The sequence below is a fragment of the Boseongicola sp. genome (assembly GCA_014075275.1).
Lineage (GTDB): Bacteria > Pseudomonadota > Alphaproteobacteria > Rhodobacterales > Rhodobacteraceae.
In genome coordinates this window covers 1,824,535-1,842,124 of the sequence record CP046179.1, presented here as the reverse complement: position 1 = coordinate 1,842,124, position 17,590 = coordinate 1,824,535, and the positions used below count along the sequence as shown (strand labels likewise).

General features: G+C 56.1%; 24 protein-coding genes. 9 read left to right on the top strand and 15 right to left on the bottom strand.

The window, feature by feature from the left end:
• The first annotated feature begins 49 nt into the window (after nt 1–49).
• From GKR98_09335 to phaR, 8 genes are all read left to right on the top strand, one after another.
• Nucleotides 50–946 (top strand): EamA family transporter, encoded by an 897-nt coding sequence (locus tag GKR98_09335; GenBank protein QMU58377.1) that lies wholly within the window; start codon nt 50–52, stop codon nt 944–946.
• A gap of 108 nt (nt 947–1,054) precedes the next feature.
• A complete protein-coding gene (locus GKR98_09330) occupies nt 1,055–1,486 on the top strand; it encodes a universal stress protein (protein QMU58376.1) in 432 nt (143 codons plus the stop codon).
• A gap of 136 nt (nt 1,487–1,622) precedes the next feature.
• Entirely contained in the window at nt 1,623–1,964 is a 342-nt protein-coding gene (locus tag GKR98_09325; protein ID QMU58375.1) for a F0F1 ATP synthase subunit I, read from the top strand.
• A 49-nt stretch (nt 1,965–2,013) separates the two neighbouring features.
• Nucleotides 2,014–2,721: a F0F1 ATP synthase subunit A gene (locus GKR98_09320; protein ID QMU60045.1), complete on the top strand. Its 708-nt coding sequence runs from the start codon at nt 2,014–2,016 to the stop codon at nt 2,719–2,721.
• A gap of 41 nt (nt 2,722–2,762) precedes the next feature.
• Entirely contained in the window at nt 2,763–2,999 is a 237-nt protein-coding gene (locus GKR98_09315; GenBank protein QMU58374.1) for a F0F1 ATP synthase subunit C, read from the top strand.
• 84 nt (nt 3,000–3,083) lie between these two features.
• Complete coding sequence (locus GKR98_09310; GenBank protein QMU58373.1) at nt 3,084–3,620, top strand: F0F1 ATP synthase subunit B'; 537 nt, start codon at nt 3,084–3,086, stop codon at nt 3,618–3,620.
• Nucleotides 3,621–3,625: 5 nt separating this feature from the next.
• Nucleotides 3,626–4,183, top strand: coding sequence for a F0F1 ATP synthase subunit B (locus tag GKR98_09305; GenBank protein ID QMU58372.1), 558 nt, complete (start codon nt 3,626–3,628; stop codon nt 4,181–4,183).
• Nucleotides 4,184–4,440: 257 nt separating this feature from the next.
• On the top strand, nt 4,441–5,007 hold the full coding sequence (phaR, locus tag GKR98_09300; protein ID QMU58371.1) for a polyhydroxyalkanoate synthesis repressor PhaR: 567 nt from the start codon (nt 4,441–4,443) through the stop codon (nt 5,005–5,007).
• 12 nt (nt 5,008–5,019) lie between these two features.
• Here phaR and GKR98_09295 read toward each other — a convergent pair whose 3' ends face one another.
• Complete coding sequence (locus GKR98_09295; protein ID QMU58370.1) at nt 5,020–6,690, bottom strand: peptidoglycan-binding protein; 1,671 nt, start codon at nt 6,688–6,690, stop codon at nt 5,020–5,022.
• 143 nt (nt 6,691–6,833) lie between these two features.
• Here GKR98_09295 and GKR98_09290 point away from each other — a divergent pair, with 143 nt between their 5' ends.
• Nucleotides 6,834–7,865: a M20/M25/M40 family metallo-hydrolase gene (locus GKR98_09290; GenBank protein ID QMU58369.1), complete on the top strand. Its 1,032-nt coding sequence runs from the start codon at nt 6,834–6,836 to the stop codon at nt 7,863–7,865.
• Nucleotides 7,866–7,871: 6 nt separating this feature from the next.
• Here the strand turns inward: GKR98_09290 and GKR98_09285 are convergent, their stop codons facing one another.
• The 14 genes from GKR98_09285 to GKR98_09220 all read right to left on the bottom strand — a co-directional run bounded on the left by GKR98_09285 (nt 7,872) and on the right by GKR98_09220 (nt 17,031).
• On the bottom strand, nt 7,872–8,474 hold the full coding sequence (locus GKR98_09285; protein ID QMU58368.1) for a sugar O-acetyltransferase: 603 nt from the start codon (nt 8,472–8,474) through the stop codon (nt 7,872–7,874).
• Between the two features lie 19 nt (nt 8,475–8,493).
• Entirely contained in the window at nt 8,494–8,997 is a 504-nt protein-coding gene (locus GKR98_09280) for an SDR family oxidoreductase (protein ID QMU60044.1), read from the bottom strand.
• A gap of 126 nt (nt 8,998–9,123) precedes the next feature.
• The gene (gene rpmE / locus GKR98_09275) at nt 9,124–9,345 is read right to left on the bottom strand and encodes a 50S ribosomal protein L31 (GenBank protein QMU58367.1); all 222 of its coding nucleotides are present in this window, start codon (nt 9,343–9,345) and stop codon (nt 9,124–9,126) included.
• Nucleotides 9,346–9,356: 11 nt separating this feature from the next.
• Nucleotides 9,357–9,734: a 50S ribosomal protein L19 gene (gene rplS / locus GKR98_09270; GenBank protein QMU58366.1), complete on the bottom strand. Its 378-nt coding sequence runs from the start codon at nt 9,732–9,734 to the stop codon at nt 9,357–9,359.
• A 267-nt stretch (nt 9,735–10,001) separates the two neighbouring features.
• A complete protein-coding gene (locus tag GKR98_09265; protein ID QMU58365.1) occupies nt 10,002–11,159 on the bottom strand; it encodes a hypothetical protein in 1,158 nt (385 codons plus the stop codon).
• Between the two features lie 71 nt (nt 11,160–11,230).
• Nucleotides 11,231–12,046 (bottom strand): tRNA (guanosine(37)-N1)-methyltransferase TrmD, encoded by an 816-nt coding sequence (trmD, locus tag GKR98_09260; GenBank protein ID QMU58364.1) that lies wholly within the window; start codon nt 12,044–12,046, stop codon nt 11,231–11,233.
• A complete protein-coding gene (rimM, locus tag GKR98_09255) occupies nt 12,043–12,549 on the bottom strand; it encodes a 16S rRNA processing protein RimM (GenBank protein ID QMU58363.1) in 507 nt (168 codons plus the stop codon). The genes trmD and rimM overlap by 4 nt, the downstream gene beginning before the upstream one ends.
• A 27-nt stretch (nt 12,550–12,576) precedes the next feature.
• Complete coding sequence (gene rpsP / locus GKR98_09250; protein ID QMU58362.1) at nt 12,577–12,951, bottom strand: 30S ribosomal protein S16; 375 nt, start codon at nt 12,949–12,951, stop codon at nt 12,577–12,579.
• 18 nt (nt 12,952–12,969) lie between these two features.
• Nucleotides 12,970–13,266: a chorismate mutase gene (locus GKR98_09245; protein ID QMU58361.1), complete on the bottom strand. Its 297-nt coding sequence runs from the start codon at nt 13,264–13,266 to the stop codon at nt 12,970–12,972.
• Between the two features lie 94 nt (nt 13,267–13,360).
• On the bottom strand, nt 13,361–13,939 hold the full coding sequence (locus tag GKR98_09240) for a GNAT family N-acetyltransferase (protein QMU58360.1): 579 nt from the start codon (nt 13,937–13,939) through the stop codon (nt 13,361–13,363).
• Nucleotides 13,936–14,463 (bottom strand): GNAT family N-acetyltransferase, encoded by a 528-nt coding sequence (locus GKR98_09235; GenBank protein ID QMU58359.1) that lies wholly within the window; start codon nt 14,461–14,463, stop codon nt 13,936–13,938. The genes GKR98_09240 and GKR98_09235 overlap by 4 nt, the downstream gene beginning before the upstream one ends.
• Nucleotides 14,460–14,999, bottom strand: a complete 540-nt coding sequence (locus GKR98_09230; protein ID QMU58358.1) for a GNAT family N-acetyltransferase — start codon at nt 14,997–14,999, stop codon at nt 14,460–14,462. The genes GKR98_09235 and GKR98_09230 overlap by 4 nt, the downstream gene beginning before the upstream one ends.
• The gene (locus tag GKR98_09225) at nt 14,996–15,517 is read right to left on the bottom strand and encodes a GNAT family N-acetyltransferase (protein QMU58357.1); all 522 of its coding nucleotides are present in this window, start codon (nt 15,515–15,517) and stop codon (nt 14,996–14,998) included. Before GKR98_09225 ends, GKR98_09230 begins: the two co-directional genes overlap by 4 nt.
• A gap of 17 nt (nt 15,518–15,534) precedes the next feature.
• Nucleotides 15,535–17,031: a signal recognition particle protein gene (locus GKR98_09220; GenBank protein QMU58356.1), complete on the bottom strand. Its 1,497-nt coding sequence runs from the start codon at nt 17,029–17,031 to the stop codon at nt 15,535–15,537.
• Nucleotides 17,032–17,590: the final 559 nt, after the last annotated feature.

Below are 17,590 nucleotides of genomic sequence, written 5' to 3'. Positions count from 1 at the left end.
CCTGGATTTAAATTAGCGATAGAGTGCCGCGATTCAGTTGGGAAATGACATGCCTTACCGGTATTGGGTGCTGATATTTATACTTGGAATGGGTTGGGGAGCTTCGTTCTTCTTCAACGAAATTCTGCTGCGAGAATTGGGGCCGTTTACGACGTCGCTTGGACGCATTTCCTTTGGCGCACTGGGGTGTTGGGTTTGGTTGGCTGTTCGGGGTGAGAAGGTTTTGATCTCGTGGAATATGGCCGGAATGCTGGCCATATTCGGGCTGTTTCAATATACTCTACCGCTGTCGATCTATCCCTACGCACAGCAATTTATCACTTCGAGCGCAGCTGGTATCGTTAATGCCATGACACCCATTCTGGTGGTGCTTATCAGCCAGGTTTGGCCAGGCGGAGAGCGGGCAACCTGGGCGAAATCTGCCGGTGTGACTATGGGATTTCTGGGGATGGTTGTTGTTCTGTGGCCCGAGTTTGACGGGCGGGGTGAATCCAATCCTATCGCAATGATTGCAACGATATCCGCACCGGCGTGTTATGGTATCGCTTTGAATTTAATACGTTATCTGAATGATGTCAGTCGAACCACGATGACCGCGTGGTCGCTGCTATTTGGGACATTATTGCTTGCGCCCTTGGCCTTGGGGCTGGAAGGCATGCCGGTCATCAAGCGCGTGGAAACATGGGCAAGCCTGGCGGCAATCGGATTTGTTCTGACGTCGGCAGCGTTCATTGTCCTGTTCTGGCTGATCCCGCGCGTTGGTGGGACCACAGCCTCGACAATAACTCTGATAGCGCCGATTTCGTCGATCTGGTTGGGCGTTGTCTTTTTGTCAGAAGAGCTATTGCCGGTGCAGCTGATAGGCATGGGGATTCTCTTTGTCGGGCTGTTGTGCATTGACGGACGTGTCTTTCGAATTGGCCGAAAGCGTCGGAACGTCGCTTAGAAGGCGGCGACGGCTAGGTTGCGAACAACGAAGTGCCAATTCCATTTGATCTGCCTCAACGACGAAGCATCCTGGTGCCGGTAAAATACCAGCGAAAAGGAGGGCGACATGTTCAAAAACGTAATGGTCCCTGTGGACCTCAATCACCTGGAGCAACTGGGAAAAGCCATCGAACTTGCAGCTATGCACACAAAACATGGTGGCGGTTCCCTTCACCTTGTACATGTGGGTGCCGCAGAACCCGGACAGTACGGGAAAATTTCCGCCGATCGGCTTCAGCAACTGGAGAACTTTAGCGCCGAGGTCGCGACCAGGTTTCACGTACCGGTCAATCCTCAAGCGCTTGCCTCGGACGAACAGGCAACGGATTTGGATGAGCTCTTGTTGATTGCGGTCGATCTAACCAAAGCCGATCTTGTGGTTGTCGCGTCTCATGTACCCACCTTTGGCGACTTTCTGACGGGATCACATGGCGCACATCTTGCCGAACATTCTCAGGTTTCCGTATTCGTTGTGCGGGAAGGTAAACCAATCGGTTGAATAAGGTGTAACCTGCGGCAATATGAACGTGTCGTTTTAATTAATATTTATCAGACGCTTAGATGGACTTGGCCCAAGTTGACTCTTGGGCCATAAATCCGTAATTCCAACGCAACTTCTCATGGGGACGTTAGCCATGGCCGACAAAGATCAAGATGATCGAATGGCACGGCTTGAGGCACTGGAAAGCAAACTTGCTGAAAAGCGAGTTGTGGAACAGCCACCGGCCCATTTGGACGACCACTATACGCAAGTGCAACATGCCTGGCGGATGGTGATCGAACTTGTTGCAGGGCTGGGGATCGGCTTTGGCATGGGATTTGGGCTGGATGCGCTTTTCGGAACTCAACCGTTCCTGATGATCGTGTTCACGCTATTAGGATTTGCGGCGGGCATTCGGACGATGATGCGAACTGCGAAAGAGATGCAGAAAGAGGCCGAAGCCAACGCGGCGACGGCTGAGACGGAAAGGGACTAAAGTGGCGGACGAAGCACACGGCGAAGAAGGCGGTCTTGTTTTCCACCCGATGGATCAGTTCATCGTGAAGCCATTGTTCGGTGATGGTGCCATCAGTTGGTATACCCCCACGAACGTGACGCTTTGGATGGGTCTTTCGGTTCTGGCTATTTTCGCACTGATGGTTCTGGGCACACGCGGTCGCGCCATCGTGCCAAGCAGAATGCAGTCGGTCGCTGAGCTGGCCTATGGCTTTATTTATAAGATGGTTGAAGACGTCGCCGGAAAAGACGGCGTGCGGTATTTCCCATATATCATGACGCTGTTCCTGTTCATCGTCTTCGCCAACTTCCTTGGCCTACTGCCGATGAGCTTTACCACCACCAGCCACATCGCTGTCACAGCGGTTATGGCCATGGCGGTGTTCCTGACGGTGACCTTGCTGGGCTTTTACAAACATGGCCTTGGGTTCCTGAGCGTCTTCTGGATTAGCTCGGCCCCGTTGGTGCTGCGGCCTATTCTGGCGCTGATCGAAGTGATTTCCTACTTCGTGCGCCCGGTCAGCCATTCCATTCGTCTTGCCGGTAACATGATGGCAGGCCACGCGGTGATCAAAGTGTTCGCGGCATTCGCTGCACTGATCGCCATCGCGCCGCTGTCAATCGCTGCCATCACAGCAATCTACGCATTGGAGGTTCTGGTGTCATTTATCCAGGCCTACGTTTTCGCAATTCTGACGTGTGTGTATCTGAAGGATGCGCTGCATCCACACCACTAAGATCAATCTAACACCTAATTCCAACGTAAGGAGAATTCGCTATGGAAGGTGACGTCGTACAAATGGGTGCTTACATCGGTGCCGGTCTTGCATGTACTGGTATGGGCGGCGCAGCCGTCGGTGTGGGCCACGTTGTTGGCAACTTCCTGTCGGGTGCATTGCGCAACCCATCCGCCGCTGGCGGTCAGACAGCGACTATGTTCATCGGTATCGCGTTCTCGGAAGCGCTGGGGATCTTCTCGTTCCTCGTTGCGCTTCTGCTGATGTTCGCCGTTTAAGACCTTCAACGTTCCTTACGTGCCTTGGTCGCCTGGGATATCCCGGCGACCGGGGTAGTCCGATCAAGGTTTGAGGAGGTCGCTATGGCGACAGAAACAACAGACGCCGCACACGGAGCCGCTGCAGAAGCCCCTGGCATGCCGCAGTTGGACTTTTCCACGTTTCCGAACCAGATATTCTGGCTTCTGGTGACGTTGGTTGCCATCTATTTCGTGCTGTCGCGCATCGCGCTGCCACGGATTGCATCGGTTCTGGCGGAACGCCAGGGCACGATCACCAATGATATCGCTGCTGCTGAAGAGCTGAAGCAAAAGGCTGCTGAGGCCGAAGCCGCTTACGAAAAAGCGCTGGCCGATGCCCGTGCCGAAGCAAGCCGCATTGCTGGTGAAGCGAAAGCCGAGGTTCAGGCCGAGGTTGAAGTTGCGATGCAAAAGGCAGACGCCGAGATTGCCGCGCGCACTTCCGAAAGCGAATCGCGTATCGCAGAAATCCGCGATGGTGCTGCGCAAGCTGTGCGTGACGTCGCCAAAGACACTGCCGAAGCTGTGGTGTCGGCGATGGGTGTTGATGTGGATGCATCCACAATTGCCGCCGCAGTTGACACACGGACAAAGGGGTAAGTGCCATGACACGTATTTTCACACTTATCGCCCTGGTCGCAGCCACGCCTGCCATGGCCGCTGGCGACGTGTTCTTCTCGCTGGCGAACACGGACTTTGTCGTCACCATCGCGTTCCTGTTGTTCGTTGGTGTCTTGTTCTACTACAAAGTGCCCGGCCTGCTGGGTGGCTTGCTGGACAAGCGCGCCGAGGGCATTCAGGCGGAACTGGACGAAGCCCGCGCGCTGCGCGAAGAAGCCCAGACTTTGCTGGCTAGTTTCGAACGCAAGCAGTTGGAAGTTCAGGAGCAGGCTGATCGCATCGTTGCGGCTGCCAAGCAAGGCGCTGCGGATGCCGCTGAGCAAGCGAAAGCTGATCTGGTCAAGTCGATTGAGCGGCGCGTCCAAGCTGCCGCCGATCAAATTGGGTCGGCAGAAGCTGCAGCGGTTCGTCAGGTTCGCGACGAAGCGATCCGGATTGCTGTTGCTTCGGCTAGCGAAGTAATTGCCAAAGACATGAAAGACGATCGCGCCAACGCTCTGATCGACGAGGCGATTGAAACGGTAAAGACCAAACTTCACTAAGTTTCGGTTCGTTTGAAACAGTCAAAACCCGGCCGTAACTGGCCGGGTTTTTTTGTGAATTGGTCTGCATATTCTGGTTAATTGCAAGGTTGATCAGGCCCGACGAGATCACCAGAAATAAGTATTTTTGACAATATAGTTGTCATATTAATCTTTGGAGGCGCCGAGTATCGTTCGGAGAAACTTACAGATTTCGCTTTCTTTTTCGCACCTGCGGCGTAAGCTGCACTGCAGCGCAGACCACCGAGGAGGATGACATGGCTGGGGAACCGCTTCTGATCAAGCGATATGCGAGTCGCCGTCTGTATAATACAGAGACGTCTGACTATGTGACGCTGGACGATATAGCAGGGTTCATTCGCGACGGCCGTGAAGTGCAGATTGTCGATCTAAAATCCGGCGATGATTTAACACGCCAGTATTTGCTGCAAATCATTGCCGAGCACGAAAGCCGGGGCGAGAATGTTCTGCCAACCGACGTGCTGACGGATCTTGTGCGATCATACACGACGCAGGCGCAATCTGTTGTTCCGCAATTCCTTGCGATGAGCTTTGAGATGCTTCGCGACGGTCAATCAAAAGTCATGGAAAATGTTTCAGGTCCGATGACCGGGATGCCAGGGTTCGACGCAATGAAAGCCCAGCAAGAGGCGTTTATGAAGGCAATGACCGGCGGCTTTGGCGCGCCTTGGGCCGGTGGCGCACCTGAAAAGGACGAGGAAGGCGACGACAAAGAGAGTAGTGGCATCGATCTTGACGACATCCGCGCCCAGCTGGCAGCAATGCAGGCCCAGCTTATGAAAATGGGAAAACCTCCGAAGTAGGGCCTGCTCAGCTTATTGGAAAATTGACCGGACTGAATCAGCGAGCAACTGGATAACCAGTGCTTCGTTCAGGAAGCCTGTTTCTGGTCGGTTGCGCGCGGCCTGATACCGACGAATGGCACGCCGGGTATCGTCGTCAAACGTGCCGTCAACGCGGCCAGGTTTCAGATTGAGCCTGTCCAAACGACCTTCACTGACCCGCCGGGTGGTTGTGTTAAGGTTCAAAGCCTGTTCTTCACGCGCCGCCTGAGAATTGGCGTCCGCCTCGCGCGCCGCTTTTTCCAGTGCGTTTATGCGTTCGACCGCAACTTCGCGAAAGGCACCATTAGGGGCAATATCCAGGTAATCGCGATAGGACTCGATCGTGTTTTGTGCGCTTGCCTCATCCCAAAGTTGGCGATCTCTTGCGTCGGTTTCCGCGCGTTTCTGCCGTTCGATCTCGTCCAGTCTGGCGCGGGCGACCTCGGCAAATTCGCCGTCTGGGAACCGTTCAAGATAAAGCCGGTAACCAGCCTCGTCCCCTACTGCCCCGGTTTCGGACCAAAATGCGCTGTCGCGCGCCAATTGCTCTTCGCGTCGCCGCTCGGCTTCGGCTTCAAGTTCGGCTGCGCGCCGCTCGGCCTGAGCATCAAGTCGGGTGATCTGATCGCCACTTAGAAAACCACTGGCTTCGAAACCATTGGCTTCCTGCCAGCTTTTGACGGCGGCGCGGGTGCCGCGCCCGAAGATGCCGTCGATGCCACGGGTGTTGTAGTCAAGCAGGGACAAGTCCCGCTGTATTTCGCGTCGTTGATCGCGATCAAGGTCAAGAGCCTGCTCGGTGCGCTCGGCGCGCAATTCAGGTGTGTCGGTCAGGGCTTGAAGGCGGTTTTCGGCCATCCGCACAAACTCTCCATTTGGGAATTCGTCGATGTAGGTCTGATAGGCCCCTGGCGTGTTGGCAGAATCGGCGCTGCGCCAGGCTCGCAAATCCTGTATTCGCTGATCCGTCGGAACGGCTGGCGCTTCTGCGACGGCCTGCTCGGGCGGCGGCATGTCCAAAAAGCTCTGATCAGAAGCAAGATAGCCAGAAACGCTGATCCGTGCGCTGGCTGCAGCCTCTGCGATGTTTGCCCCTGGTTCGGCCAATGTGCCCCTGATGAACCTTGCCAGATTTCGTGGAGCGCCTCGCAGCATCGTTACACCTTGTGGCAAATCGATCTGTCCCGTACCGAAAGTAAGATGCGGTCCAAATGCGCCGTCTTCATCGTCGGTCGCTATGGCCAGGATCGAATGGCCTTGCGTCGAAGCCAGATATGCCAGGATCACTGACAGAGGCAGTGCACTACTGGAAACTGTGGCCAGAGGTTGCGCCTCAAAGTCTGCGGGCAGGAAATAGGTCTCGGTCTGGGAATGCACAAAGCGACCGGAGAGAACGACCAACTGACGTTCCGCAGTGTTGGCCATCTGACCAAAGCTGGACATGGCCTGTTGAATTTCCTCGGCCGAGGCATCCGAAAGAGCGATGGTTTGCAAACCAGCCTCGTTCAAAACCCGCACGGCAGATGTCACCTCGTCAGCGCGCCTTACATCGCTGATGTTGGCGTAATCCTCGTTACCGATGATCAAGCTGATGTCCTGCGCCCAAGCGGTTGGCGACACGGTTAATGTGACAATGGCCATTACAGATACGATACGCAACACTAGTCCTCCTGTTTGGCAGGTAGCCTAGTGCGAGTCGCCATTGTCGCAAAGCCTGACGCACGGGCAATTGCGTGCTCTGCCCTTGCACCTGCTGTCTGGGCGGCCATTATGCGGCAAAACATTTCCATCTGGAGCGTCCTTAAATGAACACCGAATTGCTGAAACGTCTTTGCGAGACACCCGGCGTACCAGGACATGAAGAGCGCGTGCGCGATCTGATTTTGTCCGAGGTTGAGGGGCTGTTTGACGAAGTGCGTCAAGACCCGATGGGGTCGCTGCATTGCGTGCGCAAAGGCAAAGGCAAGGACCCGCAGCGGATCATGTTGTTGTGCCACATGGACGAAATCGGCTTTATGGTCAGCCACATCACCGAGAAAGGCTTTCTTTATGTTCAGCCGGTGGGTGGTTTTGATCCACGCAATCTGTTCTCGCGTCGAGTGATGGTTTGCACTGAAGAAGGCGATTTGAAGGGGGTCATGAACCCGGCCGGGCGCCCCGTGCATATTGCATCCGCCGAAGATCGTAAGCGCATCCCGCAGCCGCACGAGTTCATCGTCGATTTGGGTCTTGGCGATGCTGCCAAAGATCATGTGAATATCGGCGACATGGTCGTTATGGACGAGCCGTTTCTGGAAATGGGCGACAAGTTTGTGTCCAAAGCGTTGGACAACCGGGTCGCGTGCTGGCTGGGGATCGAAACGGCGCGGGGATTGGGCAAGGCCAAAACCAACGCCGAGGTTCACATCGTGTTCACTTCGCAGGAAGAAGTCGGCCTTCGCGGGGCTCGAACGGCCTCGTATTCAGTGAAACCGGATATCGGTATTGGCGTCGACACCACGCTAAGTTGCGATACACCAGGTGTTCCCGAACAGGATCGGACGACGGTTCAGGGCAAAGGCTTTGGGCTGCACATTCGCGACGGCTCTTACATCGCCGACAAGGGGTTGGTGGCGGATATTGCAGCTTTGGCCGAGAAGAAGAAGATCCCCTATCAGCGCACGATGTTACGGGCGGGAGGTCAAGACGGTGCCGCTGCTCAGCAGGCTGCAGCAGGGTCGCGCGCTATCGGGATAGTGGTCGGAACACGGTATATCCACACGGTGACCGAAATGATCGACCAGACCGACCTGAAAGCGGCACGAGACATTCTGGTGGCCTATCTGAAATCTCAGTAAACGGCGTTACCCGGGCTTCAGTTCGCGGATAACCTTGGCCGGAACCCCCGCCGCCAACACTCGAGATGGAAGTGATTTGGTCACGACTGACCCGGCAGCAACGGTGGTGCCGTCGCCGATGGTGACGCCCGGCAAAATAGTTGCACCGGCACCAATCCAGCAACCTGTTCCAATGGTGATCGGCGTATTGATGCCATAGCCGCCTGTCGCATTCCCTGTTTCGGGGTCAATCGTCATGCGGTCTTCGTACTCCAGCGGATGGCTGGCGGTGATCAGGCTGCAGTTGGGGGCGATCAAAGTATGATTGCCTGTGCGTATGTCCGCACCATCCATGAAAAGGCAGTTGGTGTTGATCAGACAGGTGTCGCCAATGAATATGTGCTTACCGTATTCCCATCGCACAGGCGGGTTCAGGAAACTCCTGCCAAATGATCCCAGTGACTCCCGCAGGAGACGGTCTCTTTCCGATCGATCCGCAGCGCCCTCGGTTCTGTTGACAGCCAGATATTGCTGGGTCGCCTCGGACTGGAGTGCAAATATCTCGGCGTCGGGATTGTGATAGGGCAATCCGGCGCGCATCTTTTGAAACTCGGTCATTTCATTCTGCATTGTACCCTCTTTTGCGTGGCTACGGCATCAACTGCCCACCGTTCACTTCGATCGTTTGGCCGATGATATAGGCGGACATTTCGTCAGAGGCGAGGAACAGAAATGCTCCGCCGCAATCTTCCACTATGCCAAGTCGCCCTTGAGGGATTGTAGCCTGCATTGCGGCCAATTGCTCTTTTGTCGAGTAACGTTCGTGAAATGGCGAGGTTATGACACCTAGAGCAACTGCATTATTGATTAGCCCGTCTAACCCACCAAGCGCATCTGCTGCGTTTTCTACCGCCTCGACGAGGGCTTTGGTGTCACATGCGTCAGCCTGGATGAGGACCACAGTGCCGCCAGCCGCGCGTATTTCGTCGGCCAATGCTTCGGCTTGTTCTTTGCTGGAATTATAGTGCAATCCGACCTTCGCGCCTTGGGCGGCGAAGGCGCGCGCAAGTTCAGCGCCAATCCCGGTCGAGGCGCCGGTTATCAAGATGGCTTTGTCTTTAAATTCTGGGAAATCATAGCTTGTGCTGACCATATTGGCGTCTATCGTCTTGGATTGCGCTGACCGCATCTCACCCAGACTAGACCTTTGCCACACCAATCAACAACGAAAAACGCCGCCCCAAAGGGACGGCGTTTTGAATCGTATTGGGCAGAAGGTTTAGAAACCCAGACCTTCGTATTTCTTTTTGAACTTGGAAACACGACCGCCGGTGTCCATCAAACGCGCGCCGCCGCCAGTCCAGGCAGGGTGCACAGTTGGGTCGATGTCCAACGAAAGCGTGTCGCCTTCTTTGCCCCAGGTCGAGCGCATCTGAACGATATCGCCATTCGTCATTTTGACGTCGATGAGGTGATAGTCGGGATGAGTGTCTTTTTTCATGGTTCCACTCCTTACGCGTTTGATCTGGGCTTATAGTGTGAATCTTCGGCGATACGTGCGGACTTACCGCGACGCGAACGAAGATAGTACAGCTTGGCGCGGCGCACACGGCCACGACGCACAACTGTGATGGAATCGATGTTGGTCGAATGCAGCGGGAATACCCGCTCAACGCCTTCACCGAAAGAAATCTTACGGACAGTGAACGAACCCGCGATGCCAGCGCCGTTCTTGCGCGCAATGCAGACACCTTCGTAGTTCTGAACACGGCTGCGCGTGCCTTCTGTCACTTTGTAACCGACACGAATTGTGTCACCCGCTTTGAAATCCGGAATTGTATTACCAAGCGCAGCGACCTGCTCGGCTTCCAGTTCAGCGATCAGATCCATCTGACGCACTCCTATGTTCGCCTCGGGTTTAGTCCCGAGAGTTTGATATGCGCCTCAGAGCTCTGCGTCTTCGCCGGGTCCACCAAATGCGCCCGCCAGAGGGTTCAGGTCGTCGTTCCTTTTATGCCGGGCGAGGCCGCGTTGACGTCGTGAAGAAAACGACTTTGGCCACACACTCCGGATCCGTCGACTGTTTCGAGTCGCGAACTCGCGCCGTATAGGCCCAAGAAGCCTGTCGATCAAGGGAAAAGGCGTGTTCCGAAGCTGCTAGGAGGCGTCGCGCCAAACAGGGCCGGGATAGACCAGGAATAACCCGGAGTCCGGTGCAAAACCATAGGGTGCTTTGTAACCTTCGGGCAAAGGATCGGGTGGAGCCGAATTCGGGGGGATTAAGCCGACCGGCTTAGGGATCTTTGGCAGACCAGTGGAATTGGTGACCTTGCTGGCAATGCGTCCCATTTCTTTCAGCCCCAGATCAGGCGGTTGATCAGTTGCTTGCCCCGTCGTCAGGCTGTGACGTTTGTAAAAGCCTTGGTTGTAGCGATTGATCACATCATAAAAACTTTCGATATGCCGCCAGTCGTCCGTGCGCGCAGCCTTCTGGGCCAAGCGTTCCAATAGGTTGAAAGACAGCACCCCTCGGATGAAGTCGGACGCAGTTGCCCGGTCACACTCAGGGTGTCGCAGAATCCAGAATGCAGCCGCAAGACGGTCGCGATCGCCGATGCCGCGAAACTCGGTTGCGATCGAATGCCAAAGTTCGGGGTCGTTGCCTGGCAGACTTTCCAGAAAGCGCACCCATCCGTTCAAAAGCATTTGATTGGCAGTCAGGTCTCCGCCGACATGTGCCAACCAAGCGTTAAAATCATCCTTGGTTGGTATTGCCTTGGTTTGACGCCAGGTTTCGCAAAGCTCGCGCAGGCGGTTGAATGGCTCGATTTGCCGAACGTTCCTTAGGTATTGCTCGGGCTGCCGCGACTGGGGGCGGGTTCCCGGATCAGCATACATGTAAAGCTGATAGAGCGACCGGATTTCATCATCCGACAGCGGGCCACCGTGTTCGGCTTCCCATTTCGCAGCAATCTCTTGCAGTTCACTGGTCACGCGGTTCACCGGATGATCGGGGTCGGTGTTGTTGCGCTCGATGGCATTGTTGCGTTGCAAGGTCATGCCGATGAACCGCTCGCGTTCACCCTCGGACAATGGGGCGCGTGGGGTGGTGTTCAGAAATCCGTGGCGGCCAATGACCCTGGGGTGCGGTTTTCGAAGCAACAGGAAAAGTGCGACCAAGGCAAAAAGCGGAGCAAGTGCAGCGCGGGCGAAGTGCATGAAGCCGCTGTCGTTTGGCACCGAAAATATCAGGGCGATACCGGCGAAAATCAGGACAAATATCAGACTTGTGTCGACAAACTTGCGCATTTCCATGCTCTGGTCAGCAAAATCGACGTTAGATTTGCAAAAGATCACGGCAACAAAATGGCAGTGTTAGCGTTGATTTATTTGTCTTTTTCAGAAGATTGGCCGAATTTCGCCCATAAATCCGGGCGTTGCTGGCGCGTTGTTCTTTCCGACTGGGTGCGGCGCCAACGATCAACGGCACCATGATCACCCGATGTAAGAACCTCGGGGATCGTCAATCCCTCCCATTCGGCGGGCCGGGTGTATTGCGGGTGTTCAAGCAGACCATCCGAAAAACTTTCTTTTTCGGCCGATGCATCGTTCCCCAGAACACCCGGCATCAGGCGCACGGTCGCGTCGATCATGGCCTGGGCCGCAATTTCGCCGCCTGTCATGACGAAGTCACCTAAGGAAACCTCTTCAACATCAAAGTGTTCGATGACCCGCTCATCCAGACCTTCAAATCGTCCACAAATCATTGTTAGTCCGTCTGCGGCGGCAAAACGTTGCGCTGTGGCTTGCGTAAACGGCTTGCCGCGCGGCGACAGATAGACCAGTGGCCACTTTGCGCGTTTGGTCGGTGTGCCGTTCTGCGCATAGCGAATGGCGCGGCCCATGACGTCTGGGCGCAGAACCATGCCAGCGCCGCCACCGGAGGGAGTGTCATCTACATTGCGGTGTTTACCCTGACCAAAAAGGCGCAGATCAATCGGGTCAAGTTGCCAAAGCCCTTCCTGCAGAGCCTTTCCGGTGACCGAAAGACCCAGAGTGCCCGGAAATGCATCGGGAAAAAGCGTGATGATCCGTGCCGTCCACGCCCCGGCGATGTCGGGACGATCAGTCATCAACTCGCGCGGTCGTTCCGTCGCACTGATTGCCAACCGACCGTGGGATATCGAAGGACCGTCGCTCATTCAAACAACCCCTCTGGTGGGTCGGCGATGATACGACCAACCTTCACATCAACGGTCGGGACGACGGCTAACGAGAAAGGCAACAGGACTGGCTCCTTCAAGCCTTTCCCTGAAATTTCAAGCAGATCGCCTGCGCCATGATTGAGAACGGCTTTCACACGACCAAGTTCATTCCCACCGGTATCGAGCACGGTCATACCGATCAGATCGGTGTGATAATACTCGTCATCCGGCAAATCAGGCAGCACATCACGGGGCGCATAAAGTCGCGCGCCTTTCAGGGCGTCGGCGGCCTCTTTGCTGTTAACGCCTGATAGTCTGGCGGCGAAACCGTTCTTGACCGAACGAGTAATGCGCACGTCGAACGAGGCCGCTTCGTCTTCTGACGAGAGCGGCCCATAGGTGTCGATGGCATCAGGCTCGGCGCAGAAACTTTTCAGTCTGACCTCGCCTTTAACCCCGAAAGCGCCTGCGATGGCGCCCACACAAACCCTGTCCGACATGGCGTTAAGCTGTTGAAAAGGGGCGGATTATTCCGCCGCCTCTTCTGCAACTTCTTCGGCTGGGGCTGCTGCTTTGGCGGCTTTCTCTTCTGCGCGCTCTTCAGCTTTCTTGCCCGGCTTGGCTTTGTTCGGGTTGTTGCGGGTCTTGCCTTCAAGAACGCCGGCAGCTTCCAGGAAACGTGCAACGCGGTCAGTCGGCTGAGCGCCTTGATCCAGCCAATGCTTCACACGATCGGCGTCCATTTTGATGCGCTCTTCGCTGTCTTTTGGCAAAAGCGGATTGTAGGTGCCGAGCTTTTCGATGAAGCGGCCATCGCGAGGCATACGGCTGTCAGCCGCAACGATCCGGTAAAACGGACGCTTCTTGGAACCACCGCGGGCGAGACGGATTTTCATAGCCATGGTATTGATCCTTTTAGTTTATTTCTGATGTTGTTCGTGATGCTGGATGACTTCCTGAATGATGAAATTCAGAAATTTCTTGGCGAATTCGGGATCCAAATCCGCTTCTTTCGAGAGCCATTCAAGGCGTTCGATCTGGTTGGCCTCGCGCGCAGGATCACTGGGCGGAAGGTCATGTTCTGCTTTCAGACGCCCCACAGCCTGGGTCTGCTTGAACCGTTCGGCAAGCGTGTAAACCAGGATCGCGTCAAGGCGGTCGATGCTGTCGCGGTGGCCTGCCAAAAGGTCGGCGGCGCGGGTTACGGCGTCATTCATGAACGATCTCCTAACGGGGCGAACGCAACGTCGGTATTACGTCGGTATTGCATCGGTATCGCGTCGGTGCGCGAAAAATGAGCGATTACCTGTTTCATGAGCGCGCGCCTTTCGGCAAATGGCGGAACACGCAAGTGTCGGCTTCGTGGAATTCTGGGGGCGTGTCGTCAAACCCACCCAACCGCTGGGCCAGTGCAACCGACCGCACATTGCTCTCGTCGACATAGCTGACCAGCGTCGAGAATTTCAGAACGTCCCACGCGAAATCGCGGGCCAGTTCGGCGGCCTCAAAAGCAAAGCCGCGGCCTTCGGCCCATGCGCGGAACAAAAAGCCAAGTTCGACTTCTTCGTCGCCGGGTTCTAGCCCAAGCATGACGAAACCAGCGAGCTTGCCGGTCGCAATCTCTTCCACCGCCCAGCCGCCGTGTCCATAGATCATCCAGCACGACATCAACCCGTGAAACTCGCCCCAAGCCTGTTCGCGCGAGTAGGGGCCATCGATGAAGGCGCTGCGGTCTGAACAGAAGATCTCGGCGAAACCTTCAAAGTCGGAAAGCTGCGGCGCGCGGAGGCGCACATGTTCCGATGTCAGCACGGGGATATTGGCAGCGAACTTTCCGGCCAGTTCGATGGCGGGACCAAGCGTCGGCATTTCGTGTCGGGGGGCGTTCATGACGTTTGCCCCCGTGGATGACGGTAAATGTGGAATGGGCCGTGACCAATGTCGCGGGTATCTTCAAGCGTTGCGCCCAACTTTTTGGCAAGTGCGACCGAGCGGTCGTTGTCAGTGGCGATGTAGCTGCACGGTTGGCTTATGCCGAAATTTGTTTCGCCGTAGGCACGGGCTGCGCGAACGGCCTCATCCGCCAGACCTTTGCCTTCAAAGGGTGCAAGTAAAACCCAACCAAGTTCGGTTTCGCTGTAATGATCGGGTTCGTAAAATCCGACATACCCGGCAGTATCACCGCTGGCTTTGTCCTGGACAATCCACATGCCGTAGCCGCGCAGGTGCCATTGTCCGCAGTCTCCGGCAAAGGCTTTCCACGCGTCGCGTCTGTTTAGCGGTCCACCTGTGTGTTTCGTTCGGTCGCTTTGCCAGTGGGCGGCGATCGGGTCGAAATCCGACCGGCGATACTCCCGTAGGATTAGGCGAGTGGTTTCGATAATCGGGACGATCATAGGGCTGACAGCGTTCATGACTGCCACCGTTCGACACTGTGCCGATAGACGTTAATGGGTGGCCAGTCTTTGTCTGGTTTTGGGGCATCAGGATCCACGATCGCGCCAAGGCGGGCGGCCAGTGCTTCAGAGCGCTGGTTGCCATCGTCGATATAGCTGACGGCGGTATCCCATTTTAGGATTTGGAACGTATACTCGCACACCGCGCGCGCGGCTTCGAAAGCAAAGCCTTTGCCTTCGACCTTGGATGACCAGATGCACCAACCGATTTCGCGTTCTGGCCAGCCTTCTGGTTGCCAGTGCCCGAGATGACCGACGGGATCGCCGCCGCCTTTGGGTTCCAGAACGAACATGCCAAAGCCACGGATGGCCCAATGTCCGATGACGCCCGCCCAGGCGCGGAACGCCATATCTTGCGTGTACGGCCCACCAATGAATTTGGACCGGTCTGACACGGCGAGTTCCGTCCAGTGGGGCAGATCATCGCCATGGGGCGCGCGCAGGATCAAGCGCTCGGTTTCCAGAACTGGAGTATCGGTGAGTTGTGGGGTCATGTGCGCGACTCCGGTGTGACGTGCCGGTAGATCAACATTTCGCCGATTTTTGGATGTTCGTACTTGCCATCAAGCGTTGCGCCCAGACGCTTGGCAAGTGCAATCGAGGGTTCGTTTCCCGGTATAATTGCGCTGATAACGGTATCCCATCCCAGCCGATCATAAGCAAAGTCTCGAACGGCGCGGGCCGCCTCGGTTGCAACTCCTTTTCCGGCGGCGCTTTCAAATACGGCCCAACTGATCTCGCGGTCTGCCCAATACTCAGGATGATAAAGGCCGGTGTACCCGAGCGGTTCGTCGGTGGATTTATCTGCGACCACCCACAGCCCATAGCCGCGCATGGCCCATTGACCTAACCCGTAGCAAAGGTCGGAAAAAGCCTCGTCCCGGTCGTTCGGGCCGCCCATGAATCGCACACGTTCGGACGCCCGAAATGCAGCATAGGCTTCTAGATCCGACAGTTTGGCGCCGCGTAACCTAAGCCGCTGGGTCTCGACCGTCGGAACGGCAAAACTCATATGATTTTCGGCAGACGTCACTTCTTCTTCCCGAAGCCTGAGAGACCCGGAGGCAAGGCTGCGCCGCCACCCATGCCGGGGAAGCCGCCGGGCATTTTGCCCATTTGCGCCTGTGCTGTGTCCATTTCGGCCTGACTAGGCATGCCGCCGGGTGGCAATCCGCCTTTGCCGCCAAGCATGCTGCCCATTTGGCGCATCATGCCTTTTTTGCCCATTTTCCCGACCTTTTTCATCATGTCGGACATCTGGCGGTGCATTTTGATGAGCTTGTTGAGGTCGGAAACTTCCATGCCCGCGCCGCGCGCGATCCGCTTTTTGCGGCTGGCCTGCAAGACGCCGGGATTGGCGCGTTCGCGTTTGGTCATGGACTGGATCAGGGCGATCTGCTGGCGGAAGATTTTGTCGTCAAAGCCAGATTTCTCCATCTGGGACTTCATTTTGCCCATGCCGGGCATCATTCCCATGATGCCTTCCATGCCGCCCATTTTCATCATCTGCTCAAGCTGGCCCTTCATGTCGTTCATATTGAACTGACCCTTTTGGAACCGCTTCATCATGCGTTCGGCCTGTTCGGCCTCGATGGTTTCCTGCGCCTTTTCGACAAGCGCCACGATGTCGCCCATGCCGAGGATGCGACCGGCGATGCGATCGGGCTCGAACGTCTCGATCGCGTCCATCTTTTCGCCAAGGCCGACAAAGCGGATCGGCTTGCCGGTGACGGCGCGCATGGACAGGGCCGCGCCGCCGCGACCGTCGCCGTCCATACGGGTCAGGACAACGCCGGAGACGCCGATTTTGTCGTCGAATTCTGTTGCGACGTTGACGGCGTCCTGGCCGGTGAGTCCATCGACGACCAGCAGCGTTTCGCGTGGATTGGCGACGTCGCGGACAGCGGCCGCTTGGGCAATCAGTTCCTGATCGATGTGCAGACGGCCCGCAGTGTCGAGCATATAGACGTCGTAGCCGCCAAGGTTCGCCTGGGTCTTGGCGCGTTTGGCGATGGCGACCGGGTCTTCGCCTTTGACAATCGGCAGGGTGTCGACGCCGATCTGGTTGCCCAGGATGGCAAGTTGTTCCATCGCTGCCGGACGATTAGTGTCGAGCGAGGCCATCAACACGCGCTTGCCTTCGCGGTCTTTCAATCGCTTGGCGAGTTTGGCGGTGGTTGTGGTCTTACCCGAGCCTTGCAGACCGACCATCAGGATCGAGGCAGGTGGGTTGTCGATTTTCAGGGTGCCGGGATCTTCGTCGCCCTTAAGGACGTGGATCAGCTCGTCATGGACGATTTTGACCACTTGCTGACCGGGGGTGACCGATTTGGTGACCGATTGACCGGTGGCCTTGTCCTGGATGGCTTTGACGAAATCGCGGGCGACGGGCAGTGAGACATCAGCTTCGAGCAGGGCCACGCGAACCTCGCGCAGGGCGGTCTTGACGTCGTCTTCGGACAACGCGCCTTGCTTGGTCAGCCGGTCGAAGACACCAGAGAGGCGTTCTGACAGGTTCTCGAACATTTCTCAGGCTCCTTGTTGCCCAGTTGATCCTTGATCGGAAGATAAGCACCGACCCGCTAAACGCCAAATGCCCCCATGGGCGCGACGCGCTGATGGGGGGCGATCCCTGTGGTCAGGGACCGGGAGAATTCAAAGCTCCCGGAGGTTGAGGCGGGCAATAGGATGATGGGCCGAAGAAGTCAACCGCCGAAGCATTGGTTTCGGCAGATGTTGGATGGGCTGAATGGCCAAATACCTATCGGATTGAGACAGGCCGCTTTTAGTTGTCGACTGACCAATGTTGTCCGCAAAAACCAAACGTAGTCGGTTAGTCTGACAGCCAGGTTTTGGAAACGGACTCTTGTCCATCGCTGGGGCCGCTGGCCAAGAAAAACACCAGCCCAGTCAGAACAGCTAGAATGATTAACATCAGGATACGCATCTTCCCACCTGCGATGCTTTGTTCAAATCCAAATAGTAACAGGCATTATATCATCGGGTGGTTGCGTTGATCTAGTGAGAACACAAACCAAGACCGTCAATATTCTTCGAAATGGGATAAAAGGGAGCGACTCTAGGT